Below are 26,058 nucleotides of genomic sequence, written 5' to 3' on the forward strand. Positions count from 1 at the left end.
TGCGCCTTTAATAACCGCCGGGGGTTGATAAAGGCGCACAGCAGTTCAGGCAGTGGCGTAATGCAGCGCCACGATGCCGCCGGTGAGGTTGCGCCACTTGACGTTCTTCCAGCCGGCAGCCTCGATCTTGCGGGCCAACTCTTCCTGGGTCGGCCAGGCGCGGATCGATTCGGCGAGGTACACGTAGGCGTCGGGGTTGCTGCTGACGGTGCGTGCGACCTGCGGGAGCGCCTTCATCAGGTACTCCATGTAGACCGTGCGGAAGGGCCCGAAGACGGGCGTCGAGAACTCGCTGACGACGAGACGTCCGCCCGGCTTGGTGACGCGGGCGATCTCACGCAGTCCGGCTTCGAAGTCGGAGACGTTGCGCAGGCCGAAGGAAATCGTCGCGGCGTCGAACACGTTGTCGGCATAGGGCAGGTACATCGCGTCACCTGCGACCATCGGAACTTTGCGCGAGATTCCGGCCTTGAGCATTCCCTTGGAGAAGTCGGTGGCGACGCACCAGGCACCGGAGCGCCCCAGTTCGACGGTCGAGACTCCGGTTCCGGCGGCGAGGTCGAGTACCTTCTCGCCCGGCTTGAGGTCGAGGGCTTCGCGGGTGGCCTTGCGCCAGCCCTTGTCCTGGCCGAAGGACAGCACGGTGTTGGTGAGGTCGTATCGCTCCGCGACGTCGTCGAACATCGACGCGACTTCGTGCGGTTGCTTCTCGAGAGTTGCTCGGGTTCCGTGTGTAGTGGCCACACCCGAAACGCTACCAACCCTCGGGCAGCGAGGGCGTTCAGGCTGCTCTGGCACCCGTTCGCCGCCCGAGGCCCTGCACGTCCTCGTAGTGACGGAGCAACTCTTCGCAGATTGCCGGCCAGGTCCGGTGCAGCACCGAGCGCCTCGCCGCGGAGCCGAACTGCACCCGCAGATCACGCTGACGAAGTGCGTCGACTGCGCTTGGCAGGAGTTCGGTGAACCTGTCCGTCGGCAGGAGGTAGCCGTTGCGGCAATGCGAGATCAGGTCACGTGGTCCGCCGGCGTCCGGTCCGACGACAGGCACACCGCTCGCGAGGGCTTCCTGGACCGCCTGGCAGAAGGTCTCGTGCTCGCCGGGGTGAACGAATACGTCCAGGCTCGCATAGGCGTCGGCCAGCGCGGTACCGCCCAGTTGTCCGGTGAAGATCGCGTCCGGCATCAGTCGTCGTAGGTTCTCGCGGTCCGGGCCGTCTCCGACGACGACGATCTGCACACTGGGATCGCCGGCCAGGGCCGCCAATCGTTCGACGTGCTTTTCGGGCGCGAGGCGACCGACGAAGCCGACCACCAACCGGTCGCTGTCGCCGATCCAGGACTGCCGCAACACCGAGCTACGACGCGAAGGCGCGAATCGTTGTGCGTCGACGCCGCGGGCCCATCGGTGCACGCGCGGAATGCCGTGCTCTTCGAGGGCGTCGACTGCCGACGTGGAGGGCGCGAGGGTCCTGTTGCAGCTCTTGTGGATTCGACGGGTCCACGCCCATGCGGCACGACTGGTGACGCCGAGACCGTAGCTTTCGGCAAATCCGGCGACGTCGGTTTGGTAGACCGCGACGGTGGGGATTCCGAGGCGTTTGGCGACGGCCACTCCTCCGGCGCCGAGCAGGAACGGTGACGCCAGATGGACGACGTCGGGCGCGAAGGTCCGCACGGCCGTGGTCAATCGTGGTTGCGGCAGGCCGACGGGAAGTGAACTGACTTTGGGCACCATGACGGCTGGCACCCGAACCACCTGAACGCCTTCGTGTTCGGTGGCGGCAGAGGTGTCGGATCCGACAGTGTCCGGCGCAATGACCATGGCGTCGTGGCCAGTGCGATCGAGGTGTTCGAGCACGCGTAGTACCGAGTTGGTGACGCCGTTCATGTTGGGCAGGAATGACTCCGCAACGATGGCTACTCTCACACCGAGAACGGTGACAGGGCCAGGAAAAGTCCACGTCATGTTCGTGTGAAGTTCGGGCGAAGCGCGAACTAACTCGAGGCGACCGGCGCCGAACTTGCCGCCTGCGCTTCCCGCTTGCGCAGGTACCAGATCGACGGTCCGGCCAGGAGCCACGTCACGACGATCACCGATCCGGCCGGGATCAGTGCCACCGTCGCGTTACGTCCTGCTACCCGAACCAAATCGGGCTCGGTCTTGTAGTACTCCACCTCGATGCGCTGTCCCACAGTCAGATTGGTGGGGTAGAGCACGCCGAGTTCAGGGTTGTGATTCGCGCCGTCCGGTGTCACGAAGCTGATCGCCGAACGTAGCGAGCCCGCCGAGAGCACCTCGGCGGTTGCGGTCCCCATGTTCGATTCGATGGTCCGATCGTTGCGCCAGGCACCGAGAACCAGAATCACCGCGAGCACGGAAATGCCGACCGCAACCACCAGCACACCGATGCGGAGGCGACGCAGAACTGTTTGCGTCACAGCTGTGCCCGCACGGAAGCGTGGAGTTCGCGCAGCCCACTGCGATCCGTCGCGACCTCGAGCACACGAATGCCGTTGGCCGGTTGCGCCAGCGTCGTTGCCAGGGCGTCGACGGTGACCGCTGCGTGCGGCACGCGGTAGGCCGCGCACAGCGCAGCGAGGTCCATGCCGTGTGGTGTTCCGAACACTCGCTCGAAGACGCCGGCGTACTGCGGGTCGCCTTGTTCGAGGAGCTCGAAGATACCGCCGCCGTCGTCGTTGGCGACGACGATGGTGAGGTCGCTCGGCCTCGGCTCACCGGTCCCGATCAGCAGCCCGGACGCGTCGTGCAGGAATGTCAGGTCGCCCATGAGAGCGACGGTCCGGCCGCCGTCGTACGCCAACGCAGCACCGACCGCCGCCGAGACGGTGCCGTCGATACCTGCGACGCCGCGATTCGACAGCACCCGTACGGCGGGCTTGGGATAGCTCACGAGGGCCGCGTCGCGAACAGGGTTGGATGCGCCGAGCAGAAGCTGGTCGCCGTCCGCGAGAGCATCCATCACAGCAGCTGCCACGTGCAGGCCGGTGGCCTTGGGGTGGGCGTCGAGTTGCTTGCGGACGGCAGTTTCGGCGTGTTCGGTCAGCGCGGCGCATCGAGCGATCCAGGCGGGATCGGGAGTCCCGGTGACCACTGCTCTGGTTCCGGTGGCGAGTACGTTGCCGGATACGTCCGGCCAGCGCGGCCCGGTAGTCAGCGCGTAGACGTCGACGCCCGGGTCGGCCAGCACCTTCGAGACCTGACGATGCAACGTCGGGCGGCCGGTGATGATCGCCTGCTTGGGCTTGAGTTGCGATAGCGCGAGTGGATGCAGTGCGATCCCGTGCATCGGAGCCGTCGGCTCGGCCACGGTCGGCAGGCCCGCCAGCTCAGGCCGAAGCGCACTACCGTGTCCGGAAATGACCACCGTATCTGCGGTGAGATCCAGATCGACGGGAACGTCGAGCGTCGCATTCTGGGTGGTGGTCCAGGCCGCACCGCCGGGACGGCCCGCCGGGACCGGTCCCTGCACGTGCACGTCCGGCACCAGCGGCTCACGAAGTGGAATGTCGAAATGCACCGGACCCGCGTTTCCGGATCGGGTTCCGCGGGCAGCGGCGAGGACCCGGCAGACCGCCGAGCGCCACTGGCTGTTCTGCGTCGAATCGTCCTCCGCCAGGCCCAGGCTGATGGTTGCGCGGACTTGACTGCCGAAGAGCCCGAGTTGCTCGACGGTCTGGTTGGCGCCGGTGCCGAGCATCTCGTACGGCCGGTTGGCGCTCAGGACCACCAGCGGCACTCGCGCGTAGTTGGCCTCGAGGACAGCGGGTCCGAGATTCGCGACGGCGGTCCCGGAAGTCATCACGATGGGGACCGGTCGTTTCCCGGCGATTGCCAGTCCGAGTGCCAGAAAGCCTGCTGTCCGCTCGTCGATCCGCATGTGCAGACGCAACCGGCCGTCGAGATCGGCGGCCTGGAGGGCAAATGCGAGGGGCGCGTTGCGAGAGCCTGGACACAGCACGACTTCACGCACGCCACCACGAACCAGTTCGTCGACGACGGCTGTGGCTTGTGCAGTGGACGGATTCACGCCTTCAAGAGTGTCAGATGTTCGGGCGCAAGCATGCCCAGGGGCGGGGACAGCGGCATTATGTGTGGGTGCGCACACTCTTCGATCCAGCCGATCTCGAACCCCGTCGGTTCTATCAGTTACTCACCGCTTCGGTGGTCCCCCGGCCGATTGCCTGGGTGTCCACCCTGTCGGCGGACGGCGTCGGCAATCTGGCTCCGTACAGCTTTTTCACCGTGGCAAGTTCGGCGCCGCCGATCGTGCAGTTCACGTCGGTCGGACGCAAGGACAGTCTGCGCAACATCGAAGCGACCGGCGAATTCGTGATCAACCTGGCGACTGCCAGGCTTGCCGACGTGGTGAACCAGAGTTCCGCCTTCTACGACGCCGAGGCCGACGAGTTTCTCGAGTTGAACATCCGTAGCGAGCCGAGCGAGCGGGTTCGCCCCGTCCGGGTCGCCGACTCCCCGATCGCCATCGAATGCACGCTCCACCAGGTCATCGAGGTCGGTAATTCATTTGTCGTGATGGGAAATGTGGTCGCGGTCGCAGTACGTCCCGAGGCTGTCGCCGACGACGGCCTACCGGACTTCGCGGCAATCGCACCGATGAGCCGACTTGGCCGAGCGCAGTGGGGTCTCCCTCCCGAAGTCGTCGAAAAGGACAGACCCACCACTCCACAGCGACCGTAAATCAGGTTAGGGTTACCTGATTAGGTACGAGTAACAGATAATCAGGGAGCAACCAGTCATGGCCAAGCGCGCCAAGTTCGTGAAACCGGCCTCACGCAGCATCGTGTCGGCGCGGGTCGTGGCGAACAAACGAATCAGCCCCAGCTTCATCCGGGTGACCATTGCCGGCGAAGAGCTGTCCACCATCGCTCCGATGGGTGCCGATCAGTGGTTCCGCATGTTCATCCCGCAGGTCGGCCAGAGTGAACTCCGGTTGCCGAGCGCGGCCAGCAATCTCTGGTATGCGCAGTACCTGTTGATGTCCAAGGACACGCGGCCCGTCGTGCGCAACTACACGATTCGCGCCTACCGTGCCGCCGGATCCGGTCTCTTCGGCGAGACCACGGAGATCGACATCGACTTCGCTTATCACGGCGACATCGGCCCGGCATCCGCGTGGGCGGACACCGCGTCGGCCGGCGACGAGGTCGCCCTCTTGGACGAAGGCTGCATCTACAACCCCACACCCGAGGCCAAGTGGCAACTGCTCGTCGGCGACGAGAGTGCACTTCCCGCGATCATCGGCATTCTGGAATCCGCACCCGCAGACCTGCGTGCCGAGGTCTTCGTCGAGATTCCGAACATCGAAGACAAGCAAGACATTCCGGAGTTGGCGAACGTCAACGTGCATTGGCTCGTTCGCGAGGACGAACACGCGACGCCGGGTGTTCTGACCCTCGAGACCGTCCGCGCCGCCGAACTGCCCGAGGGGCCGTCGTACACCTTTGTCGCCGGCGAACAGGCACTCACCACCGGGCTGCGTCGGCACCTCGTGAACGACCGGAAGTTCGCCAAAACCGACATCACCTTCACCGGCTTCTGGCGTCACGGACATTCGGCTCACTGACAAACGCACCGAACACGACGAGTGGCCCGGGAGAAACTCCCGGGCCACTAGTCGTTTTACGTTCGCTTATGCAGCGTGCTTCTGGATCACATCGCCCAGACGCGGCAGAGCTGCAGTCACATGCTTCTTCGCCGAACCGCGCAGCTTCGAGTACATCGACTTGACGACGGCCTTGTCGCTGCCCTCGATACGCTCGTCCGTCACCTCGAGGAGGGAATCGGCAACCGCGTCACCGCGGGCGCTGATGAAATCGGCGAAGCTGCCTTCACCGGAAGCCGAGAATTCCTGCCAGTACGGCTCGAGCTTTGCCACGAAAGCCGGCAGAAGCGCGGTGACGGCGTCCGGCACGATGGACGGGCTCACCTTCTTGACCGCGCCGTAGCCACCCTTGAGAGCCAGCCCTGAGGCCCCCGACTTATCCGAAACCTCTGCGTCGATCAAGGTCTGCACGTCCGCGACGACCGCGGGAACCCGTGATTCCTCGAGCAGGGTTTCGTTCAGAGCTGCAACCACTTTCGATCCCTTCATTCTTCACTGATGTTCATCAGGTCGCGCCCGAGACTATACGAAATTCGGCTGGTCCCTACTGCCGAGTATCCGATGGCAGCGCCTGGCCCGCTCCAGCCACCAGTCGCGCCGGTCCGCGGGCGCGGCCAGCGTCTCGAGCAGAACCGGATCAGGCTCGACGGCACCCACCGACAAAGCACCGTCGACAGCTGCCCCGGTGACCGCGACATCCCGGACGAACAGGCCGCCGGTACCGAGTCCGCAGGCAAACGGAAGGGTGGGCAAGGCTGCCGCGGCCGCCAGTCCCGCGGACATCCCCACAGCCGTGTCCAGAGCGCTCGAGACCACCACCGGCACCCCGTAGTCCGCCAGCTGCGCCGACAGCGCCACCACAGCACGCATTCCGCCCAGCGGCGGCACCTTCACGACGGCGACGTCCGCTCCCCCCGCTCGTACGACGCGCAGCGGGTCCTCGGCACGGCGAATGCTCTCGTCGGCAGCGATCCGCACACCGGTCCCCGCGGCGCGGACCCTGACCAGTTCCTCGACGCTTCCACACGGCTGCTCGGCGTATTCGAGTTCACCGTCATCGGTGATCGCTCGCAGGGCCGTGATCGCCTCGTCCACGCTCCACCCGCCGTTGGCGTCGACGCGCACGTTCGGGATGTGCCGACGCACCTCGTTCACCCGGGCGACGTCCTGCGCCAGCGACTGTCCCTTCTCGGCGACCTTGACCTTGGCTGTCCGGGCCCCGGGGAAGCGCTCCAGCAATTCCGGAACGGCAGACGCGTCGATCGCCGGCACGGTCGCGTTGACGGGAACTGCGTCACGAAGCGCAGGCGGCGGACCCAGCCACGCCGCTTCGATACCCGCGAGCAGCCACTGCGACGCCTCGTCGTCGTCGTACTCGACGAACGGGGCGAATTCTCCCCACCCGGCCGGGCCGCGAACGAGCAGGGCCTCACGAGTCGTGATGCCGCGAAAGCGAACTCGCATCGGCAGCGCGAGCACCACGGCGTCCGCGATCAGATCGTCGAACGAGGGGAACATGTCAGGGCTGTCCCGGAAGCAGTTCGATCATGAGCGCCTCACCGTCGGCGAGGAGCTTGCCGTCGAGATCGGTCAGGCGCGCGCTGACAAAAGTCTTGCGACCCTCGACCCGATCCACCTGCCCCTCGATCACCAGTTGTTGATTGAGCGGAGTGATCGCGCGGTAATTGATGTGGAGGTAGCCGGTGCGGGAGATCGGACGGCCACCCGCGTGGACCGTCATCCCGAAGACGTCGTCGAACAGCAAGGGCAGGACACCGCCGTGAGCGGCGCCGTTACCGCCCAGGTGGTAGCGGCGGAAGACGCCGGTACTGCGGACTCCTTCGGTGTCGAACTTCTCGACCATCCACGGGAGCATGAGGAGGCTGCCGCGTCCGGGCAGTTGGATGTTCGAGCCTGCGGGCGACTTGCCTTCCGGGACCTCGTACGGAGTCAACCGATCGGCAAGCTCTTCGGCTTGCGTAGCGATGTCTGCGAGTACGTCGTCGGGAACATTGGTCGAGACGGCAAGGTCCTGCAACCTGCGCATCGCTTCGACGAAGCGGCCGAAGTCCGGACCTGCGGGAGTGTGCCGGAACCGTGGAAATCCGCCCCGCTTCTCACCGTCTGTGACGATCTCCGTGCCGTCTGCGGTTTGTTCGCTCATGACCTGCACGTTAGCGCGCCCGGGAACGTGTTCTACCTCAGGTATCCGTTAGACGCGCGAGCCGTGCCTCTATCGTGGCTCAGGTGACCTTCAACCCGCAGCTCTGGCGCCCTGTCCCCGGATTCGAGAACCTCACCGACATCACCTACCACCGGCATGTCAGCCAAGGCACCGTTCGCGTCGCCTTCGACCGACCGGAAGTGCGTAATGCGTTCCGCCCGCACACCGTCGACGAGTTGTACCGCGCGCTCGATCACGCCCGGATGACCTCCGACGTGGGAGCGGTGCTCCTGACCGGCAACGGACCGAGCGAGAAGGACGGCGGTTGGGCGTTCTGCTCCGGCGGAGACCAGCGCATCCGTGGTCGCAGCGGCTACCAGTACGCCGAAGGTGAAACGGCGGACACCGTCGACAAAGCACGCGCCGGGCGCCTGCACATCCTCGAGGTCCAGCGCTTGATCCGCTTCATGCCGAAGGTCGTGATCTGCCTGGTCAACGGCTGGGCTGCGGGCGGCGGCCACAGCCTGCACGTGGTGTGCGACCTGACGCTCGCCAGCCGCGAGCACGCACGGTTCAAGCAGACCGACGCCGACGTCGGAAGCTTCGACGGCGGCTACGGCAGCGCCTATCTGGCAAAGATGGTGGGCCAGAAGTTCGCTCGCGAGATCTTCTTCCTGGGTGAGACGTACACCGCCGAGGAAATGCATCAGATGGGCGCGGTCAACAAGGTTGTCGACCACGCTGAACTCGAAAACGTCGCGATCGACTGGGCCGGCAAGATCAACGGCAAGTCGCCGCAGGCACAGCGGATGCTCAAGTACGCGTTCAACCTGCAGGACGACGGGTTGGTCGGCCAGCAGCTGTTCGCCGGTGAGGCAACACGTTTGGCGTACATGACCGACGAGGCCGTCGAGGGTCGTGACTCGTTCCTCGAAAAGCGTGATCCCGACTGGTCACCATATCCCTGGTATTTCTGACACAGTAGGTGCGAGAGGGAGGTCGGACGTGGAGATTCTGAGCAGTCGGACGATTTTGCGCCCGAGCGAGTACGAACGAACGCTGAGCTTCTACCGAGACACCCTCGGTCTGGCGATCGCTCGTGAATATCCCGGCGGCACAGTCTTCTTCGCCGGCCAAGGGCTGATCGAAGTCGCTGCGCACGGCGGCACCGGTGAGGGCGGCTTTCGCGGCGCGATCTGGCTGCAGGTCCGGGACCTCACTGCCGTTCAGACCGAACTGGTTCTCGCCGGGGTCAAGATCGCGCGCGAGGCAAGACAGGAACCGTGGGGTCTACACGAGATGTGGATCGCCGACCCGGACGGGACACCGATCGTGATGGTGCAGATCCCGGAGGACCATCCCATCCGACGCGATTCCCGGCCACCGTCCGCGTAGTCGAGACACCGCTGTAGCCGAGACACCGCTGTAGCCGAGCAATGACAGATGCCCGCCACGACTTTCGTGGCGGGCATCGTTCGGTTCTTCACCAAGATCAGTTGCGCGTGCTCAACGCCTGCGAGATCTGATCTGTCTGTGCCTGGCCCTCGAGCAGTTGGCGAACCAGCCACAGCCGCAGCACCTTTGCCACCGATGCGGCCAGGAAGAGAGCGGCACCGACCACTGTCAGGGCGAGGAAAACCACGGTGAGGATCTGGTACGACACCAGATCCCGCAGGTCCGAGAGCGTCAGCGAAGAGATGTAGACGACGAAGGCGCCGACCACTCCGACGACCATGAGCACCAGGCCCGCGATGCGCGTCGCCGCGTCGCCGCCTGCCTGCTTCTTGTCCAGCTTCAACTCTGCGATGTTCTTCTTGAATTCCTCACGGCGATCTTCGGCGAGAGTAGTCATCGTCATCCTCCTAGATAACTGGTAGAAAGTTCGTTTTCGATGTCGTGTGGATCGCCGGTCTTGACGACGCGTCCCTGCAACATCAGTGCGGCCGAGGTCGCGATGGGCAGCACCGCTCGCGCGAACTGCTCGGCGACGAGAATGGAAATGCCTTCGGCTGCAAGCGAGCCGACGACGTCGTACATCTGCGAGACGATTCGAGGTGCGAGACCCATCGACAGCTCGTCGAGCAGGAGCACCGTCGGGTGAGTGCCGAGTGCCCGTGACAGCGCCAGCATCTGCTGCTCACCACCGGACATCGATCCGGCCAACTGTCCGCGCCGCTCCCCCAGGATCGGGAACCTGCCGTACGCAACCTCTTCGAGTTCGGCCAGCCCGACGCCCGTTCCGGTGGCGATCCACAGGTTTTCCCGCACAGTGAGGTTGGCGAAGATCCCGCGTCCTTCGGGGATGGAGCAGACCCCCAGCCGAGCCAACTCCGAAGGCTCGACTCCGTTCACGACCTGGCCCGCGAGCCGGAACTCGCCGCGGGTGACCGGAAGGACGCCCGAGCAGATCTTGAGCGTCGACGTCTTGCCGCCGCCGTTGGGTCCGAGCAGCGCCACCACGGCGCCCGGTTCCAGAATCAGGTCCACCCCGTGCAGAACTTCGATGGATCCGTAACCGGCGCGGACACCGGACAGTTCGAGCAACGGTTCGGCGCGGTCGGGGCTGCGTATACCCTCGTCGATTTTCGCCTCGCCAATTTTCGCTGAAGTCATACCGCCTCCTCCTCGGTCCCGATGTAGGCCGCGATCACTTCCGGATCCGTCCGGATCTTCTCCGGATCACCCGAGGCGAGGACTGCGCCGTAGTCGAGCACGTGGATGGTCGAGCACACTTTCATCACCAGCGGAATGTCGTGCTCCACCAGACAGATTCCGAGTCCACCCGCAGCAAGTTCGGTGAGCATCTCGGCAAAGACCTCGGTTTCCTGCTCGGTCTGACCCGAGGCCGGTTCGTCGAGCAGAAGCACTCGCGGGTCGGTCATGAGGGCTCGTGCAACTTCGACGACGCGAGCCCGTCCGGTGGGGATGTCCGCGACGTCCTTGTCCGCGACATCCGTGAGCCCGGTCAGCTCCAGCAGGCGATCGGTCTCGCCGTCCACGTCGATCTTGTTGCGGCCGTTCGCCTTGTGGATGTCTCCCGCGACGCGCAGGTTGTCTCGCACCGACAGCGAGACGAACAGTTCGAGCCGCTGGAAGGTACGTGCCAGCCCGCGCCCCGCCCGCTTGTGCGGCGGCAGCTTCGTCACGTCGACGCCACCGAGGAACACCTGACCGGAGGTGGGTTTCTGCAGCCCGGTGATGGTGTTGAAGAGCGTCGTCTTGCCGGCACCGTTCGGTCCGATGAGTCCTGTCACCGTTCCGGGTTGCACGGTGAGCGAAACGTCCTTGACCGCGACGTGTCCACCGAAACGAACGCTCACACCGCGCGTTTCGAGAAGTGGTGTATCAGACATGGACGGTCAACTCCTTCGGCGAGCCACCCTGGTACTGAGGAATCCCCAGTTCGCGGTCGATCTCGTCACGGATCTCGGGGCTGTAAGGGACATCGATCCCGATGTCCTCGGGAACGACTGTCGCTTTGGCGGCCAGTTCCTCCGGAGTGAGAACCGCGCTGGGCATGACCATCTCACCGATCACCGGCAGCATGAACACCACCGCGATCGTGATGGACGCGAACCACCAGTTGCCGAGTACACCGGTCAGAGCGAGGACGTAGGTCAGCAGAACGACTGCGGCGCCGCCGATCAGAACAGGCTTGGCACCGGCGAGCCGTCGGTAGCCCTCGATCACGCTGTGGACCGTTCCGCTGGGGTTCGCGCCGACGCCGATGCCGATCAGTGCCGGGCTGACTGCCGCGATGTTGCCGAAGAGCAGCCACATTCCCTCCAACTCCGGTTGCGCCGAAGCCAGATTGGTGAACGAGACCATGATGACCGCAAACCCGATTCCGGCCATCAGTCCACCGAACAGGGCGCCGGTGACGTATCCGATACCCGCGACGACGGTCAGCATGAGCAGCGAGAGGCTGACCATGATGGCAAAGCTCTCGCCCGAGACGGACCCCATGGCGCTCGACATCAGAATGCCGCCGAGACCGGCGATCCCCGAAGAGATCATGAAGACGCTCAGCTTGAGCCGAACCAGGCTCTGTCCGAGCATGGCCGAACCGGCCGGGCTGTCCTTCATCGCCGCGAGTCGGCGCCCGTAGCCGCTGTTACGCAACGCGATGACGCCGACGCCGAGTACCGAGAACAGCGCGGTCACGGTCATCAGGAACACCGTCTCGTTGCTCAGATCGATCGGGCCGATCTTCAGCGGAGGGAGGGCGATGTTCCCGTCCTTGAACAGCGAGTACTTCATGCCGAACATCTCGTGTTCGGTGGTGTCACGAAGAACCATGTTGGAGAGGAACACTCCGAAGGCCATGGTTGCCAGCGCGAGATACAGCCCTCTCAGCCGCAGCGCCGGTAGGGCGACGAGGCCACCGATCACGGCGGTGACGAGGACTCCGACGACGATGCCCCACAGGTTGAGGTGCGCAGCCAACCCGGAACCGGAGATCCCGAAGTGGAAGGCCACGATGGTAGCGATAGCGCCGAAAGACACCGGCGCCAAGTTCAATTCACCCGCGTAACCGGTGAGGAGTGTGAGCGAGAGCGCGATGATCGCGAACGTCATTCCGATGGTCAGTGTGGTGACGGCGGAGGTCACCATCAGCAGACGGATCAGGTAGACGATGACGATCAGGGCCACGCCCCAGACGACGGCCTTGCGCACGCTCGGCACGTGGTAACGCTCGCGAGTACGGGTGACCGCTCCACGCAACCGGTCCTGTGGGAGCACGATCAGCACCACGAACAGCGCGATCATCGGCAGGGAGACACGGAAATTCGACGTCCAACTCCAACTCGTCGGGAAGTACGCCAATACGTACGTACCGGCAAGCCCGAGGACCACGGCGCCGACGAACGTGCGCGGAATGCTGCGCAACCGGCCGAACATGGCCGCGGCAAACGCGTCGATCACCAAGAGTGTCAACATGTTCGCCTCGAGTGTGCCGCCACTGATCGGGGTGATCAGGATGCCGGCCAGGACTGCGAGCGTCGAACCCATCGCCCAGGACAGGGCCGCAAGACGCTCCGGATTGTGGCCGTTGAGGCGCAACAGTTCCGGATCGTCGACGACGCCGCGCATCGCGACACCGGCGCGGGTGCGCGTGAACAGGATGCGCAGGCCGACGGCGATGGCGATCGCAACGAGGATACAGATCAACTCGTGGTAGCGGATGCTCGCGCCGAACACCGTGATCTTGGACTGGTCGCCGAAGAACATCTGCATCGTCCGAGCGGTCTCGGGGTGCCAGAACCAGTGCGAGATCGAGAGCATTCCGAGCAGGATCGAGACCGTCACAACGATTTTGGTGACCTCGGCGGTATCGCGCAGACCCTTCATGATCAGGACGTAGAGGCCGAGGCCCATCAGTGGCCCGACCAGGACGAGTGAAATCAGCAAAGCGACGAAAGTGGGAAGTTCCCAGCCGTAGCGCAACTGCCAGTAGATGAACGCACCGAGCATTGCCTGTGCACCGTGCGCGAAGTTGAAGATGCCTGACGTGTTGTACGTGAGTACCAGCCCGGAGGCGGCGATCGCGTACACCGACCCCAGGACCAGGCCCAGGATCGTGAAAGTGACAAAAGTGTTCATGGCTGAACCCTCGTTAGGGACTCGGGCGGCGGTTGGCGCTCGCCGCCCGAGTCGGAAGAATCAGGACTGCGGCTTGATGACGTTGGCGTTCTGGTACTTCGTCGACACGCGGTCAGCGCCGAGTTCGGTTCCCCAGGTGCTCTTGTCGGTCGCGACGAGGTACTTGGGGTCACACTTGAATTCGCCCGCGGTGGACGGGAACGCCTGCGCGTAGGTACTGCCCTTCAGCGAGGTCATGAGTCCACAGGTGGCCGGCATGTTCTTGCCGGGATCGGTGACGGCATGCAATCCGCCGCCGTCCCACTCGTGAATGTTCGAGAGTTCGTTCACCATGCACTGACGCGTCAGATCGCTACCGCACTCGTCCGCGGCGGCCGCCCACAGCAGGAACGACGACGCCGCCTGCATACCGAGGAGCGCGGTCTTGCCACCCTGCTCGGAGACCAGATCCACGTACTTCTTAACTGCGGGCACCTTGTCCGCGTTCTCGAGCATCTGGAAGGTCATGCCCGCGTTGAGGTTGTCGAGCAGTCCGGTGTCCTTGTTCCAATCGGAGACGGTCGCGCCGTACCAGGTGGCTTCACCGAAGAAGATGGGATCGATCCCGACCTGGTCGAGGGCCTTCACGAAGTTCAGCTCCGACGGGCTTGCCGATCGTGACGTCCAGATCCCCTTCGCGCCGCACTCCTTGTACTTCTCGGCGAACGGCACATAGCTCGATTCCCCCTCGTAGTTGAGGGTGACGCCGCAATCCTTGAGCTTGAAACCCGCAGCCTCGGCGATCGAGCGAATCTTCGTGGTGGAGCTGATGATCGTGGGCATCGTGCTGTTGACGACGTCGAAGTCGTTCACCAGATCGGGGTGCATCTCGGCCATCTGGAACCACTGCGAACCGTTCGCGTAGTCGACCGGGAACGGGACACCCTGGAATGTCATCGGTCCGTTGGCTGCGTCGGGTGACACGGTGAAGCCTGGCACGGACACCAGGTTGCACGCGACACGCGTCTGCTCGGCGGTCTGATCCATCGCGAAGCCGTAGCCGACCATCATGAACTGGCTCGCGCACGCTTCCTGCATGACCGAGTTGGCCTGCGTCATCGCGGCGTCGTAGTCGGTTCCGACGACCTTGCGGCCGTTGATGCCGCCCTGATCGTTGCACCAAGAGATGAGCGCGTTCACCGCATCGCTCATTTCCTTGTTCAGCCCAGGAGACTTCACATAACCGCGGTCGTCACCGAACCCGATCTTGATCTCGGTGTCGCTGACGCCTTGATCGGTTGCGCCGGTGGCATCGCCTTCACCGCAGGGCGAATCGAGGGTGCCGAACTTCGCGTCGGATGTGCTCGACGCAAGGTCGGCGCTGACGCCGGGTCCGCCGACAGCGACGGCGTAGGGATCGTCACCACGATTCGATGCGCAGGCTGACGCCAGAACGGCGGTCGCGGCGAGTGCCACGATCAGCTTCGTGGACTTGTTGGGCTTCACGGTCGGAGCTCTCCTTCTCACTGACAGACACCGAGAAACAGGGCTGAAACCCCTGTTCCGGTGCGCTCGGTGCCCGTAGGTAATCAGCGTTTAAAACGGTCCGAATGTGCCTTCCCGGTGAGTGAGACCAAAAAGTGAGGTCCCACACAGGGTTCCGATTTCGTGGCGCTGAACACATCGCGAACGGCAGCGCCGCAGCCCACGCGCGGGGACGTACTCCGCGGAGCCCCTGTTCGCATCCCGTTCGCTGTACTTTTACGCGTTCGATACGCACAATTCACGTTGTGACCGCAGAGCTCGTAATCCTCCTGGTGGTAGTTGTCACCGCCCTCGCGTTCGATTTCACGAATGGTTTTCACGACACCGGTAACGCAATGGCCACCTCCATCGCGACCGGAGCACTCAAGCCCAAAGTTGCGGTCACACTTTCCGCGATCCTGAACCTGGTCGGTGCGTTCCTGTCCGTCGAGGTCGCTGCGACCGTGGCCAAAGGCGTCGTCAACCTCGGCGCGGTCAGTGGGCAGGATCTGCTGCTGATCGTCTTCGCCGGTCTCGTCGGCGGAATCATCTGGAATCTGGCGACCTGGCTGCTCGGATTGCCGTCGAGCTCCTCACACGCACTGTTCGGCGGATTGATCGGCGCCGCAATCGCCTCCATCGGTATGGGCGGCGTCGAGTGGGGTGGAGTTCTGACCAAGGTCGTCGTCCCCGCGATCCTCGCGCCGGTCGTCGCGGCCCTGGTCGCAGGCGTCGGTACCAAGCTCGTGTACCGAATCACCGCATCCGTCAAGGAAGACGAGCGTGAGCGCGGTTTCCGTTTCGGCCAGATCGGCACCGCCTCATTGATCTCACTTGCGCACGGCACCAATGACGCCCAGAAGACTATGGGCGTCATCTTTTTGGCCCTGGTCGCTCACGGCACCATCACCGCCGAGACCGAGATGCCGTTCTGGGTGAAGTTCACCTGTGCCGTCGCGATCGCTCTCGGCACCTACCTGGGCGGTTGGCGCATCATCCGCACCCTGGGCAAGGGCCTTGTCGAGATCGCAGCGCCGCAGGGTCTGGCAGCCGAAGCGTCGTCCGCAGCCATCATTCTCACGTCGAGCCACCTCGGACTCCCCCTCTCGACCACCCACGTCGCCACCGGATCGATCCTCGGTACCGGCATCGGGCGCAAGGGCGCCGAGGTCCGCTGGGGCGTCGCAGGCCGGATGGCCGCCGCCTGGTTGATCACCTTGCCGTCGGCCGCAGTGGTCGGCGCCATCTGCTGGGCACTCGCGCATCTGATCGGCGGCCTGGCCGGCGTTCTCGTCGTCTTCGCTGCCCTCATCGCGTTCGCGATCTTCATGTACCTGCGTTCGCGTAAGGAACCCGTAGACGCCGCCAACGTGACCGCCGAATGGGACGAGAATCCGGATGCGACGGCTCGCGAGATTCCGACTGCTGATCCCACTCCGTCCACCGAACCCACTCGCAACTCCTGAAAGGGGCGCAAGAGAATGCATCTACTCACCGATACCCTCGATTCGCTCTGGCAGGTAGTGGCAGTCGGACTGCTCTTCGGAGCCGGACTGCCGGCGATCTTCGCCTTCGGCCTCAAGTCGCTGAGTCTGCCGAACGCCGACGGCACCGAAGGACCGTCCACCCTGGGTAAAATGGGTGCGTACCTCTGTTTTGCGGTCGTGCTCGTCACGATCTTCGCCGGAATACTGTTGTTGATGAAGAACTTCTTGGCCAGCACGTTCGGAATCCACGTCTTCTGAGTGGTCGTCGCGGCACACCACTGAAACCACCGAAACGAAAATGAGGCCGAGGATTTGAGCAAGTATTCATTGCGCAGCGTGCTCGACTGGCTGCGTGCCGGGTATCCCGAGGGCATCCCGGACAAGGATCATTTTGCGCTGCTCGCCGTTCTCCGTCGTCGTCTGACGGACGAGGAGATCGAGCAGGTCGTTTCGATGTCCATCGAGTCGGCACACGAAGTGCCGGACCGCCATGTCGACTACGACACCATCCGCGCCATCATCGAGGGAATCCTCAACGAGGAGCCGTCCGAGGACGACGTCGATCGTGTCACCGAAAGGCTGCGCGCAGGTGGGTGGCCGGTCATCGAAGACGTGGACACCGACAACGAAGTTCGAGACGTGAGCTGACGCCATGGCCCTTCCGCCCTTCCTCACGTCGATAGTCGGCTGGTTGCGGGCCGGCTATCCCAATGGCGTCCCCGAGCAGGACTACATCCCACTTTTCGCGCTCCTCACTCGCAGACTCTCCGAAACCGAGGTCGACGCCGTCGCCGACGCGTTGATCGAGGACGGCGATCTGCCCATCGAGAAGACCGACATCCAGGTCCTCATCACGAAGATCACCAACGAGATGCCACTCGAAACCGACGTCGACCGCGTACGAAGCCATCTGGCTGCCGGTGGTTGGCCGCTGGCTGGACCGGACGTCCGGTGAACGTTCTTCGCACACTGGCCGTTCCACAGGGTGAGGCGGTCTTCGAGGTACTGCCTGCCATCGCGCAGATCCTGGACGGCGTGCACGACGCCGTGCTTCCCGTCCCGGCGGCCGACGCACGCGAGACGGCCCGACTGAGCGACGCTCTGTACCCCGATCAGCCCATCGACGACGGCATCTCGCTGGTGGTCGCCACGTCGGGGACCACCGGAACCCCGAAGGGCGCGATGCTCACCGCGAGCGCACTGCGAGCCAGCGGCGACGCGACCCACGAACGCCTCGGCGGCACCGGATCCTGGTTGCTGGTTCTCCCCCCGCACCACATCGCCGGGATGCAAGTTCTGTTGCGCAGTGTCCTCGCCGGAACACAACCGGTGATCGTCGACGTCAGTGCGGGTTTCGACCCTGCCGCATTGCCGGGCGCCGTCGCCGCGATGAGCGGACCGCGCCGCTACACCTCGTTGGTGCCGACGCAGTTGGTCAAGGCACTTGGTGATCGCGCCGCGGTCGAGGCTCTGGCTTCGCTCGACGCGGTTCTGCTCGGCGGCGCTGCTACTCCCGCACCGGTACTCGCGCAGGCCACCGAAGCGGGCATCACCGTCGTCCGCACCTACGGGATGAGCGAAACGTCCGGCGGTTGCGTCTACGACGGAATCCCGTTGTCCGGAGCGCAGATTCGTATCGACGACGGGCGAGTACTGCTGGGCGGACCGATGCTCGCGTCCGGGTACCGCGGGCTTCCCGACCACCCTGCCTTCGCCGAACCCGGATGGTTCCGGACCGACGACGCCGGATCAGTGGTCGACGGGGTCCTTCGCATCACCGGCCGGTTGGACGAGGCAATCTCCACCGGTGGGCTGACCGTCGTACCGCAGGTGGTCGAGGCCGCGCTGGCCGATCACCCCGCCGTTCGCGAGTGCGCGGTGATCGGCATCGAGGACCCGCGGCTGGGGCAGCGGGTGGTGGCCGTGGTCGTACCCGAGGGCGAAGCTCCGACGCTCGACGAACTGCGCGCACATGCTCAGCGGACACTCGACGTCACCGCGGCGCCGCGGGAACTCTTCGTCGTGGACGCGCTCCCCCTGCGTGGACCGGGCAAGCTCGACCGCGCCGCCCTGGTGGCTCGGTTCAGCTAGCAGCCGCAGCCCGATTGTTCAGCCGCAGGCCTGATCAGCGCCGCGGCTGCACAATCAGCGCGCGGCTCCGCGGAGGCAAGCCCGCTCGAACCTTTCGCGGACACGTTCGAAGTCGCGAAGATCCGCCCATACCCACCGGAACACCTCGAACCCCGCGTCCCGGATCGCGTCCTCCCGCAGTTTCTCGCGCTCTACCGCCCTCCCCGGATTGTCGCCGCGATACTTGACCATCCCGTCGAACTCGCCCACCACACCGTGCTCTTTCCAGAAGAAATCGACTCTCCCGATGAACCGGCCACCGTGACGGATCTCGTGCTGCAGGGTCGGCATCGGCCAACCGTCGTCGCGCATGCGTACCCGGCTGATGGACTCCCCCGGACTCTCGGCACCTGGTTCGATGAACGTCGCCGCCACTCGAGCGCGACTCATTCCCAGCCGTCCGCGCGCATGATCGAGCGAAGCGTCGACGTTCTCACGCCTCATCCCACGTCGCAGGGCGCAATCACCGATCACCACGGCGGTCTCGAACGGCGTCGTCCGTGCGAGGTCGACGAACGTTCGCGCAAGCGACGTGGTTGCGACGCCGTCGATCAGCACGACCTCCTCGGCCGGGACCACTGCCGGATGAAGATGCAAGGTTTGACTCTTCCGCCCACCCGAGCACCGGTTACGCGTCATGTGCACGGTGTCCAATCGCAATCCGCCGCAATCCAATCCGTGCATGACCGCTGCCGAAACGTGGCTCACGATTGCGCCTGGTCCACAGCTTTCGGTGGCTACCATGACAGCGCAGCGGTGGCGTGCTCTCGCATCGAGTTCGCGGAAGTGATCGGCGCGCATGTAGATCCCCGCTGCGATTCGGTGCAGCTCGCCGCGCCTGACCGCTCGCTGCAACTGCGCGTCGCTGGTGCCGTCCCGGTGAGCCTGTGCCCGCGTAAGAATCTCCATGCAGCGAGCGTGATGCCGCCGCGCCCGCACACCGACAAGCAAGATCCGTCTGGGGATTGTTTGCCGGTTGTGGAGCACCGACCTCGCGCACTGTGCAAGTAACCGCAAGTTCCACGCAAGGTCCATGCAAGATCGGTCTGCCAAGCTTCATCCCATGAACCACACAGCTTCGCCTCTTGCCATCGAGGCCGACGGACTCGTCAAGAAGTTCGGCGAGCACCGCGCGGTCGACGGCGTCAGCCTCACCGTCCCCACCGGCTCGGTGTTCGGCGTCCTCGGGCCGAACGGCGCCGGCAAGACCACCACCGTCCGCATGCTCGCCACTCTCCTTCGCCCCGACGGCGGTGAGGCGCGCATCTTCGGCCACGACGTCAGCCGTGAACCCACCGCGGTCCGATCCCTGATCGGCGTCACCGGTCAGTACGCCTCCGTCGACGAGGATCTGACGGCGACCGAGAACCTCGTGATCTTCTCGCGGTTGCTCGGCCTGAGCCGCCGCGATGCGCGCACCAAGTCCCTGGAACTCCTCGAGGAGTTCGATCTGGTCGAGGCCGCGACCAAACCGCTGAAGAACTTCTCCGGCGGCATGCGTCGACGCCTGGATCTGGCGGCAAGCCTGATCGCGCGCCCGCCGCTGCTGTTTCTCGACGAGCCCACCACCGGCCTCGATCCGCGCACCCGCGCCCAGATGTGGGTGACCATCCGGCGACTCGTCGCCGAGGGTTCGACGGTGTTGCTCACCACGCAGTACCTCGACGAAGCCGATCAACTGGCCGATCGCATCGCGGTGATCGACCGCGGCCGCGTGATCGCCAACGGCACCGCCGACGAACTCAAGGCTTCGGTCGGGATCTCCTCGCTCCAACTCAAGCTGGTCGATCGTGATCGCACCGAGGAGGCTCGCTCGCTCATCGCCGCTGCGCTGAGCGTCGAGGTGGGTGTCACTCCCGAGGTCGGGCGGATCACCGCACCACTGAGCGACCCGTCGATCACGGCGGACCTGTTGATCCGTCTGCGTGAGCAAGGTATCGCCGTCGACGAGATCAACGTACAGAAACCCAGCCTGGACGAAGTGTTCCTGACCATCACCGGGCACCAGCCCGAAGACGGTGGACGCAACGACGCCCAGTCCGACAACGACTCCGATCGGAGCGTCGCATGACAACCACCCTCACCAAACCCCGGTCGCCGATAGCCCAGCCGGATGCCGCACCCCGCCGCATCAGCCTGCAGCAGAGCTTCGCGAACACGTTCACGATGGCGTACCGCGGAATTCTCAAGATCAAGCACAACCCCGAGCAACTGTTCGACGTCGTCATCCAGCCGATCATCTTCACGTTGATGTTCACCTACATCTTCGGCGGCGCGATCGCCGGTGACGTGACGGCATATCTGCCGACGATCATCCCCGGCATCCTCGTCCAGACCGTCATCACCGGTTCCATCGTCACGGGCACTCAGCTTCGTGAGGACATGGACAAGGGCGTGTTCGACCGCTTCAAGTCCCTTCCCATCGCTCGTATCGCCCCGCTGTCCGGTGCATTGCTCGCCGACGTCGTGCGCTACGGCATCGCCACGACCATCACGTTCATCGTCGGTTTCGCGATGGGTTACCGCCCCGCAGGCGGCGTGGTCGGCATTCTGTCTGCCGCGATCCTGGTCATGGTGTGCGCGTTCTCCATCAGCTGGATCTTCGCTCTCATGGGCGTGCTGATGAACAAAGCGTCCACGGTGCAGGGTGTTTCGATGCTCGTGCTGTTCCCGCTGACGTTCCTGTCGAATGCGTTCGTCGATCCTGCCACCATGCCGAGTTGGCTTCAGAAGTTCGTGAACGTCAATCCGGTCTCACACCTGGTGACCGCGGTTCGCGAGCTGGCCAACGACGGCCACTTCGGTATCCACGTCGTGTGGTCGCTGGTGGGCGCCGCGGTGATCGTTGCCGTCATGGCACCTTTGACCGTGCGGATGTACATGCGCAAGACATAAGTCCCGCACCATCGTCCAGACCTAATCCAGCACCGGTCCGCGAAGCGCAGCCAACACTGCTTCGCGGACCGCTCTGCGTGAGTAACCCGATACCTTCTCGGTTTCCACAGACCACCTGTCGGCTCCGACCAGACCAACCGCGAAGTCGGAGAGGCGCGCGTGATGGAGCGAGACGAAGTCTTGTCTCCCCGGCATTTTCAACGACAAAGCCATCAGTTCGACTCCGCGTTCGATGTTGCCCGTGACAAGATCGAACGACCCGATCGCCGACGCCAACGAACCCGCGAGCGGCAGGTCCGCGTAACCGTTGGGATCGAGCTTGAGTGCACTCGACTCCTTCATCTGCAGAACGCGGCCTGCCACCAGTTCGTGCCTGCCGTGAACTGCGTGAGCGCACACAGCCGCGGCACCGAGCAGAACGACGAAGGGATCACCGAAGATGTTCTCGATCGCAGAACCCAACAGCTCCAGCGCTTCTCGATACCGAGCCAAGCCCTCGTCGATACGGCCGTCCGCGAGATCCGCCTCGGCGATACTCGCTATGAGCGCTGCGCGCCGTTGATCGGTTTCGATGGCCCCGGTCCCACCCGAGTGCGCCAATGCCGGACGTGCACGATCGAGAAGCACCCGACCACCAGCGGTGTCACCGGCCGCGATCATTGCTCCGGCTTGAAAGCAGATGAGCTGCATCGCCTCGTCACGCGCACCGAGGCGTTCCATCGACGCCGCCGCGATCGCGTAGAACTCGATGGCCTCGCCATAGCGGGCGGATTGGCTGTGAACCGACCCGACATGTTGGGCCGCCATCGCCAGACCCCACTCGTCACCGATGCTGGTGGCGTAGTCGAACAGAGTCTCCCCGTCCAGCAACGCACCGCGCAGATCTCCGATGTTCTCCCGCATGTTCGAACGCGCGGACAACGCCGCCATGCGGGTCTCGGGATCGGAACTGCGAACGCCTTCGGCCACCAACCGCGCAAGTTTGTGGTTGGCGATCCCACTCGTGGTCAGCTTGATCAGAAATGCGAACAACGGACCGAGATCATCGCGCTCACGCAACAGCTTTCGAAGTCGGATCCGCGCACGGGCATGGTTTCGATCGGCCTCTCCGAAGAAGAGATGCATCGCCACCAGGATGAACGTAGCGCCCACCAGTTCTGCATTCACGTCGCGCAGATCGTTGTCCGCGGTCGCCCCGACGATCTTCGACGCCCAGTTCGAGATTTCCGAGTTCGATCCTCGTACGGCCCACAGAATCGCGAGGACGGGAAAGACGTTGGCTACGGTCACCGCGTCGCCGCGTTCCACGGCCCAGCGAAGTACAGCCAGAAGGTTGTCGTGCTCGGCATCGAGGTCGGCAATCAGACGGAGCTGATCCGTCCGTGCACGCACGACGGCATCCTCGGCGATCGCAATCGCCCAGTCGTCGAGGCGCCGAATCACTTCCGGTCCCTCCCCGGACGCGGCGAGTTGCTCCTCGCCGTATTCACGGACAGTCTCGAGCATGTAGTACCGAAGATCTCCCTGCCCGTCGCTGACGGAAAGAAGTGACTGATTCACCAGCGCTTCGACGGCACTTGCCACATCGGTCAACTCGCCCCACCCGGCAACGGCCTGCGCCGAAGAAAGGGTGAAGCCGGCCGGGAATCGGCACAATCGACGCAAAGCAATCTGATCCCCGCTGCCCAACAGATTCCAGCTCCAGTCGATCACCGCGTGCAGGGTGCGATGCCGATCCGGAGACGTCGGATCATCGGAGCGCAACAACGCGAACCTGTCTCGCAGTCTCGAACCGATCTCGTCGACGCTCATGGTGCGGACCCGCGCGGCAGCGAGCTCGATCGCCAGCGGGAGTCCGTCGAGCGTCGTACACAGCTTGACTACCGCGTCGACGTCCAGATGAACAGACGGCCGCACCGCACGGGCTCTCGCCGAGAAGAGTTCGACTGCCGAGCCGGTTCCGTCTTCGATCGCCAACGGCGGCAACGGGTACACCGCCTCGGCACTGATCATGAGCGGAGAACGACTGGTGGTCAGAACCGTCAGCTGACGACCGGCCGCGATCATCTCGGCCACGATCTCCGAACACGCGCCGATCACGTGCTCACAATTGTCGAGGATGAGCAACATCGGACCGGCGGACAGCGCCTCTTTGAGTCGCTCTCTCGCCGAATGCGTTCGGCCGACGGTCAATTTGCCTGGCGCCAGATCGGATTCGCTGATTCCGAGGGTGCCTCCGATGGCCGCGATGACATCTTCGCTGCTGCGCAACGACGCCAACTCCACGAGGACCACCGAGACGCCCGGCTGGTTCACGGATCCGCGCAGGCCCAATTCGTGTGCGAGACGGGTCTTTCCGGCGCCACCAGGTCCGAGAATGGTGACGACGCGCGAGCGGGCGAGCAAGGATTCGATCTGGTCGATGTCGTTGTCGCGACCGAGCAAGGTGTTGGGGGCAGCGCGCAGACCGATCGCACGGGCGGCCCGCGGTGTAGCCGCAGGTGCCCCGAGAAGTTCCGCGTTGAGAGTCACCAGTGCGGGTGACGGATCAGCGCCCAGGCGATTGGCGAGGTGGTTGCGGAACTCCGCGAACACTTCGAGTGCCTCGTTGACTCGGCCTGCTCCGGCGAGCGCACGCATCAACGCCTCGGCCGCTGTGTCGTCGAATGGGCTCGCCAGATGGCGTCCGCGCACCAGGGGAATGGCTGCCGCGTACTCCCCCAATGTGAGCAACGCGTCGATCTGCGCCGTCTCCAGTTCGTCGTACACCCGGCCTGCGTCGAGCGCCAGACGATCTGCAACGTCGCCGACGACGTCACTCCCGGGGGTACCGCGCCACAGGCGCAATGACGCGGTCGTGACTGCGAGCGCTTCGGACGCGTCGGCGCCGACGGTGCGCAGACCACGGGCGGCGTCCGCTGCCCTGGCCAGGTCGACACGCTCCCGAGCGAGAGTGAGCCGGTATCCGGCCGCCGTGACTTCGAGGGCCCCGTCCGGGAGTGCAGATCGCAGGCGCGAGACCTGAGTGTGGAGGGCGTTCATCGGTGAGCGCGGCGGCTCCAGCCCCCAGACGTCGTCGATCAGGCTCTGCGCGGTACGTGGCTCACCCGGATTGCGAGCCAGCGCAACCAGCAGAGTTCGAGCTCGCGGACCCGGCAACGGAACCAGACGATCGCCCACTTTGGTCGAAACGGGTCCGAGCAAGGCAATGTCTGCCAGGTCTTCGCCCGACTGCGCGTACCTGGCGCGCTCACTCACGTCTCGAGTCATGTGCTGATCCACCGCGTTCGATCGTATTGCACAGTGCAAAGATCGTTGTATGGCAACAGCTGCTCAATGGATCGAAGGCGCGAGGCCGCGCACACTCCCGAACGCGATTGCGCCCGTGCTGGTCGGCACCGGAGCCGCGGCGTCCCTGGACCTCGCAGTGTGGTGGAAGGCGCTCCTGGCACTGATCGTCTCCTTGGCCTTGATCGTCGGGGTGAATTTCGCGAACGACTACTCCGACGGAATCCGCGGAACGGACGACGACCGCGTCGGGCCACTGCGCTTGGTCGGATCGAAGTTGGTCAGTCCCGGAGCTGTGAAGGCCGCGGCGATCAGCTGCTTCACCGTTGCCGCGGTAGCCGGGTTCGTTCTGGCGGCGACCACAGCCTGGTGGCTGGTTGCGGTCGGCGTGTTCTGCATCATCGGTGCCTGGTTCTACACCGGCGGCAAGAAGCCTTACGGATACAGCGGGTTCGGCGAGATCGCCGTGTTCATCTTCTTCGGACTGATTGCAGTGCTGGGAACTCAGTTCGTACAGGCCGAGCGGGTGGATCTGGCCGGGCTGGCCGGCGCGATTGCCATCGGTTCGTTCTCGAGCGCGGTGCTCGTTGCCAACAATCTTCGAGACATCCCGACCGACACCGAGTCCGGAAAGATCACTCTCGCAGTCCGGCTCGGCGACGCCAGGACACGCACGCTGCACGTGATCCTGCTGGCCGTCCCGTTCGTCGCGACCCTGCTGCTGATCCTGCGTACTCCGTGGGCATTGCTCGGATTGCTGGCGTTGCCACTGGCAATCCGAGCCAACGCCCCACTGCGTTCGGGCGGGCAGGGTATGGCCCTGATCCCCGCGTTGCGCGACACCGGACTCGCCATGCTCGTCTGGGGTGCCGCGACCGCAGTTGCGCTCAGTCTCGCCTGAAAGTCGACGGACTCAACGGTTGTCCGGGACGAACGCGCTGAGCAGGAAGTTCACGATCGAGATGATCAGCGCGCCCCAGACTGCCGTCCAGAAGCCGTCGACCGTCAAGCCGTAGGACGTTCCGGACGAGATCCACGCCGTCAGCATCAGCATGAGGGCGTTGATCACGAGCGTGAACAATCCGAGAGTCAGGATGAGCAGCGGTAGCGAGAGAAGCTGCACTACCGGCTTGATGAACGCGTTGACCACCGTGAAGATCAAAGCGATCACCGCGATCACGAGAACCGTGCCCCAGGTGCCGTTGTCGTGGTTGGCGATCGTGATGCCGGTGACCCACGCCGACGCCAGCCAGATGGCTATGCCGTTGATGATGAGACGTGCCAGAAATGTCATGTCTGAATGCTGGCACATCCCTCCCGTGCATGCGGAACCGTGCCGAAT

The 26,058-nt window shown here is 64.4% G+C and carries 27 protein-coding genes; 12 read left to right on the plus strand and 15 right to left on the minus strand.

Going from position 1 to position 26,058, the window contains the following annotated elements; all coding sequences use genetic code 11:
* Positions 1-45: 45 nt before the first annotated feature.
* From ABH939_RS17705 to menD, 4 genes are all read right to left on the minus strand, one after another.
* Positions 46-744 carry a demethylmenaquinone methyltransferase gene (locus ABH939_RS17705; RefSeq protein WP_003941879.1) on the minus strand — a complete coding sequence of 233 codons (699 nt, stop codon included), beginning with the start codon at positions 742-744 and terminating at the stop codon, positions 46-48.
* A gap of 37 nt (positions 745-781) precedes the next feature.
* Complete coding sequence (locus tag ABH939_RS17710) at positions 782-1,927, minus strand: glycosyltransferase family 1 protein (RefSeq protein WP_197523597.1); 1,146 nt, start codon at positions 1,925-1,927, stop codon at positions 782-784.
* A 68-nt stretch (positions 1,928-1,995) separates the two neighbouring features.
* Positions 1,996-2,439, minus strand: coding sequence for a DUF3592 domain-containing protein (locus ABH939_RS17715; protein WP_042453078.1), 444 nt, complete (start codon positions 2,437-2,439; stop codon positions 1,996-1,998).
* Positions 2,436-4,049: a 2-succinyl-5-enolpyruvyl-6-hydroxy-3-cyclohexene-1-carboxylic-acid synthase gene (menD, locus tag ABH939_RS17720; RefSeq protein ID WP_312637726.1), complete on the minus strand. Its 1,614-nt coding sequence runs from the start codon at positions 4,047-4,049 to the stop codon at positions 2,436-2,438. The genes ABH939_RS17715 and menD overlap by 4 nt, the downstream gene beginning before the upstream one ends.
* A gap of 68 nt (positions 4,050-4,117) precedes the next feature.
* Here menD and ABH939_RS17725 point away from each other — a divergent pair, with 68 nt between their 5' ends.
* Together ABH939_RS17725 and ABH939_RS17730 are read left to right on the plus strand one after the other, a co-directional pair.
* Positions 4,118-4,720 (plus strand): flavin reductase family protein, encoded by a 603-nt coding sequence (locus tag ABH939_RS17725; protein ID WP_037129934.1) that lies wholly within the window; start codon positions 4,118-4,120, stop codon positions 4,718-4,720.
* A gap of 58 nt (positions 4,721-4,778) precedes the next feature.
* Positions 4,779-5,606: a siderophore-interacting protein gene (locus tag ABH939_RS17730; protein ID WP_003941977.1), complete on the plus strand. Its 828-nt coding sequence runs from the start codon at positions 4,779-4,781 to the stop codon at positions 5,604-5,606.
* A gap of 66 nt (positions 5,607-5,672) precedes the next feature.
* Here the strand turns inward: ABH939_RS17730 and ABH939_RS17735 are convergent, their stop codons facing one another.
* From ABH939_RS17735 to ABH939_RS17745, 3 genes are read right to left on the minus strand one after another with little or no spacing between them, the layout of a single operon-like run.
* Positions 5,673-6,119, minus strand: a complete 447-nt coding sequence (locus ABH939_RS17735) for a DUF6918 family protein (protein ID WP_003941973.1) — start codon at positions 6,117-6,119, stop codon at positions 5,673-5,675.
* Positions 6,120-6,167: 48 nt separating this feature from the next.
* Positions 6,168-7,163 carry an o-succinylbenzoate synthase gene (locus ABH939_RS17740; RefSeq protein ID WP_219468046.1) on the minus strand — a complete coding sequence of 332 codons (996 nt, stop codon included), beginning with the start codon at positions 7,161-7,163 and terminating at the stop codon, positions 6,168-6,170.
* A gap of 1 nt (position 7,164) precedes the next feature.
* Entirely contained in the window at positions 7,165-7,809 is a 645-nt protein-coding gene (locus tag ABH939_RS17745) for a PaaI family thioesterase (protein ID WP_037129937.1), read from the minus strand.
* A gap of 83 nt (positions 7,810-7,892) precedes the next feature.
* Between ABH939_RS17745 and ABH939_RS17750 the strand changes: the two genes are divergently transcribed.
* Positions 7,893-8,786 carry a 1,4-dihydroxy-2-naphthoyl-CoA synthase gene (locus ABH939_RS17750; RefSeq protein WP_024487301.1) on the plus strand — a complete coding sequence of 298 codons (894 nt, stop codon included), beginning with the start codon at positions 7,893-7,895 and terminating at the stop codon, positions 8,784-8,786.
* A 28-nt stretch (positions 8,787-8,814) separates the two neighbouring features.
* Positions 8,815-9,204 carry a VOC family protein gene (locus ABH939_RS17755; RefSeq protein ID WP_003941917.1) on the plus strand — a complete coding sequence of 130 codons (390 nt, stop codon included), beginning with the start codon at positions 8,815-8,817 and terminating at the stop codon, positions 9,202-9,204.
* Positions 9,205-9,301: 97 nt separating this feature from the next.
* Here ABH939_RS17755 and ABH939_RS17760 read toward each other — a convergent pair whose 3' ends face one another.
* From ABH939_RS17760 to ABH939_RS17780, 5 genes are read right to left on the minus strand one after another with little or no spacing between them, the layout of a single operon-like run.
* Positions 9,302-9,661 (minus strand): hypothetical protein, encoded by a 360-nt coding sequence (locus ABH939_RS17760; RefSeq protein ID WP_003942018.1) that lies wholly within the window; start codon positions 9,659-9,661, stop codon positions 9,302-9,304.
* A 2-nt stretch (positions 9,662-9,663) separates the two neighbouring features.
* The gene (locus tag ABH939_RS17765) at positions 9,664-10,422 is read right to left on the minus strand and encodes an ABC transporter ATP-binding protein (RefSeq protein ID WP_003941866.1); all 759 of its coding nucleotides are present in this window, start codon (positions 10,420-10,422) and stop codon (positions 9,664-9,666) included.
* Positions 10,419-11,162 (minus strand): ABC transporter ATP-binding protein, encoded by a 744-nt coding sequence (locus tag ABH939_RS17770; protein WP_003942056.1) that lies wholly within the window; start codon positions 11,160-11,162, stop codon positions 10,419-10,421. The genes ABH939_RS17765 and ABH939_RS17770 overlap by 4 nt, the downstream gene beginning before the upstream one ends.
* Positions 11,155-13,413: an ABC transporter permease gene (locus ABH939_RS17775; protein ID WP_312637723.1), complete on the minus strand. Its 2,259-nt coding sequence runs from the start codon at positions 13,411-13,413 to the stop codon at positions 11,155-11,157. The genes ABH939_RS17770 and ABH939_RS17775 overlap by 8 nt, the downstream gene beginning before the upstream one ends.
* 60 nt (positions 13,414-13,473) lie before the next feature.
* Positions 13,474-14,898 (minus strand): ABC transporter substrate-binding protein, encoded by a 1,425-nt coding sequence (locus ABH939_RS17780; protein ID WP_003942040.1) that lies wholly within the window; start codon positions 14,896-14,898, stop codon positions 13,474-13,476.
* Positions 14,899-15,182: 284 nt separating this feature from the next.
* Here ABH939_RS17780 and ABH939_RS17785 point away from each other — a divergent pair, with 284 nt between their 5' ends.
* The 5 genes from ABH939_RS17785 to menE are packed head-to-tail and all read left to right on the plus strand — an operon-like array spanning position 15,183 to position 18,494.
* On the plus strand, positions 15,183-16,382 hold the full coding sequence (locus tag ABH939_RS17785) for an inorganic phosphate transporter (RefSeq protein WP_007728486.1): 1,200 nt from the start codon (positions 15,183-15,185) through the stop codon (positions 16,380-16,382).
* A gap of 15 nt (positions 16,383-16,397) precedes the next feature.
* Positions 16,398-16,661, plus strand: coding sequence for a hypothetical protein (locus tag ABH939_RS17790; protein ID WP_003942079.1), 264 nt, complete (start codon positions 16,398-16,400; stop codon positions 16,659-16,661).
* Between the two features lie 54 nt (positions 16,662-16,715).
* Positions 16,716-17,051, plus strand: a complete 336-nt coding sequence (locus ABH939_RS17795) for a DUF3349 domain-containing protein (RefSeq protein WP_003941853.1) — start codon at positions 16,716-16,718, stop codon at positions 17,049-17,051.
* Between the two features lie 4 nt (positions 17,052-17,055).
* Positions 17,056-17,358: a DUF3349 domain-containing protein gene (locus ABH939_RS17800; protein ID WP_003941976.1), complete on the plus strand. Its 303-nt coding sequence runs from the start codon at positions 17,056-17,058 to the stop codon at positions 17,356-17,358.
* Positions 17,355-18,494 carry an o-succinylbenzoate--CoA ligase gene (menE, locus tag ABH939_RS17805; protein WP_404649901.1) on the plus strand — a complete coding sequence of 380 codons (1,140 nt, stop codon included), beginning with the start codon at positions 17,355-17,357 and terminating at the stop codon, positions 18,492-18,494. The genes ABH939_RS17800 and menE overlap by 4 nt, the downstream gene beginning before the upstream one ends.
* Before the next feature lie 54 nt (positions 18,495-18,548).
* Here menE and ABH939_RS17810 read toward each other — a convergent pair whose 3' ends face one another.
* Complete coding sequence (locus ABH939_RS17810) at positions 18,549-19,442, minus strand: hypothetical protein (protein ID WP_404649902.1); 894 nt, start codon at positions 19,440-19,442, stop codon at positions 18,549-18,551.
* Between the two features lie 154 nt (positions 19,443-19,596).
* Here ABH939_RS17810 and ABH939_RS17815 point away from each other — a divergent pair, with 154 nt between their 5' ends.
* Together ABH939_RS17815 and ABH939_RS17820 are read left to right on the plus strand one after the other, a co-directional pair.
* A complete protein-coding gene (locus ABH939_RS17815; protein WP_003941960.1) occupies positions 19,597-20,604 on the plus strand; it encodes a daunorubicin resistance protein DrrA family ABC transporter ATP-binding protein in 1,008 nt (335 codons plus the stop codon).
* Entirely contained in the window at positions 20,601-21,428 is an 828-nt protein-coding gene (locus ABH939_RS17820; RefSeq protein WP_003941848.1) for an ABC transporter permease, read from the plus strand. Before ABH939_RS17815 ends, ABH939_RS17820 begins: the two co-directional genes overlap by 4 nt.
* Positions 21,429-21,449: 21 nt before the next feature.
* On the opposite strand, the gene ABH939_RS17825 is transcribed toward ABH939_RS17820, so the two are convergent.
* Positions 21,450-24,698, minus strand: a complete 3,249-nt coding sequence (locus ABH939_RS17825; protein ID WP_003941972.1) for a BTAD domain-containing putative transcriptional regulator — start codon at positions 24,696-24,698, stop codon at positions 21,450-21,452.
* Between the two features lie 49 nt (positions 24,699-24,747).
* Between ABH939_RS17825 and ABH939_RS17830 the strand changes: the two genes are divergently transcribed.
* Complete coding sequence (locus ABH939_RS17830; protein WP_007728497.1) at positions 24,748-25,617, plus strand: 1,4-dihydroxy-2-naphthoate polyprenyltransferase; 870 nt, start codon at positions 24,748-24,750, stop codon at positions 25,615-25,617.
* 12 nt (positions 25,618-25,629) lie between these two features.
* Here ABH939_RS17830 and ABH939_RS17835 read toward each other — a convergent pair whose 3' ends face one another.
* Positions 25,630-26,010: a phage holin family protein gene (locus ABH939_RS17835; protein WP_003941998.1), complete on the minus strand. Its 381-nt coding sequence runs from the start codon at positions 26,008-26,010 to the stop codon at positions 25,630-25,632.
* Between the last annotated feature and the right edge of the window lie 48 nt (positions 26,011-26,058).

It is taken from the genome of Rhodococcus sp. 27YEA6 (assembly GCF_044908235.1).
In the GTDB taxonomy this organism is placed as follows: domain Bacteria; phylum Actinomycetota; class Actinomycetes; order Mycobacteriales; family Mycobacteriaceae; genus Rhodococcus_F; species Rhodococcus_F qingshengii.

Coding starts and splice junctions, on each gene's coding strand:
- ABH939_RS17730 (WP_003941977.1), top strand. CDS start 4,779: ATGGCCAAGCGCGCCAAGTTCGTGAAACCGGCCTCACGCAGCATCGTG.
- ABH939_RS17740 (WP_219468046.1), bottom strand. CDS start 7,163: ATGTTCCCCTCGTTCGACGATCTGATCGCGGACGCCGTGGTGCTCGCG.
- ABH939_RS17745 (WP_037129937.1), bottom strand. CDS start 7,809: ATGAGCGAACAAACCGCAGACGGCACGGAGATCGTCACAGACGGTGAG.
- ABH939_RS17760 (WP_003942018.1), bottom strand. CDS start 9,661: ATGACTACTCTCGCCGAAGATCGCCGTGAGGAATTCAAGAAGAACATC.
- ABH939_RS17765 (WP_003941866.1), bottom strand. CDS start 10,422: ATGACTTCAGCGAAAATTGGCGAGGCGAAAATCGACGAGGGTATACGC.
- ABH939_RS17770 (WP_003942056.1), bottom strand. CDS start 11,162: ATGTCTGATACACCACTTCTCGAAACGCGCGGTGTGAGCGTTCGTTTC.
- ABH939_RS17775 (WP_312637723.1), bottom strand. CDS start 13,413: ATGAACACTTTTGTCACTTTCACGATCCTGGGCCTGGTCCTGGGGTCG.
- ABH939_RS17790 (WP_003942079.1), top strand. CDS start 16,398: ATGCATCTACTCACCGATACCCTCGATTCGCTCTGGCAGGTAGTGGCA.
- ABH939_RS17800 (WP_003941976.1), top strand. CDS start 17,056: ATGGCCCTTCCGCCCTTCCTCACGTCGATAGTCGGCTGGTTGCGGGCC.
- ABH939_RS17810 (WP_404649902.1), bottom strand. CDS start 19,442: ATGGAGATTCTTACGCGGGCACAGGCTCACCGGGACGGCACCAGCGAC.
- ABH939_RS17815 (WP_003941960.1), top strand. CDS start 19,597: ATGAACCACACAGCTTCGCCTCTTGCCATCGAGGCCGACGGACTCGTC.
- ABH939_RS17820 (WP_003941848.1), top strand. CDS start 20,601: ATGACAACCACCCTCACCAAACCCCGGTCGCCGATAGCCCAGCCGGAT.
- ABH939_RS17825 (WP_003941972.1), bottom strand. CDS start 24,698: ATGACTCGAGACGTGAGTGAGCGCGCCAGGTACGCGCAGTCGGGCGAA.
- ABH939_RS17830 (WP_007728497.1), top strand. CDS start 24,748: ATGGCAACAGCTGCTCAATGGATCGAAGGCGCGAGGCCGCGCACACTC.
- ABH939_RS17835 (WP_003941998.1), bottom strand. CDS start 26,010: ATGACATTTCTGGCACGTCTCATCATCAACGGCATAGCCATCTGGCTG.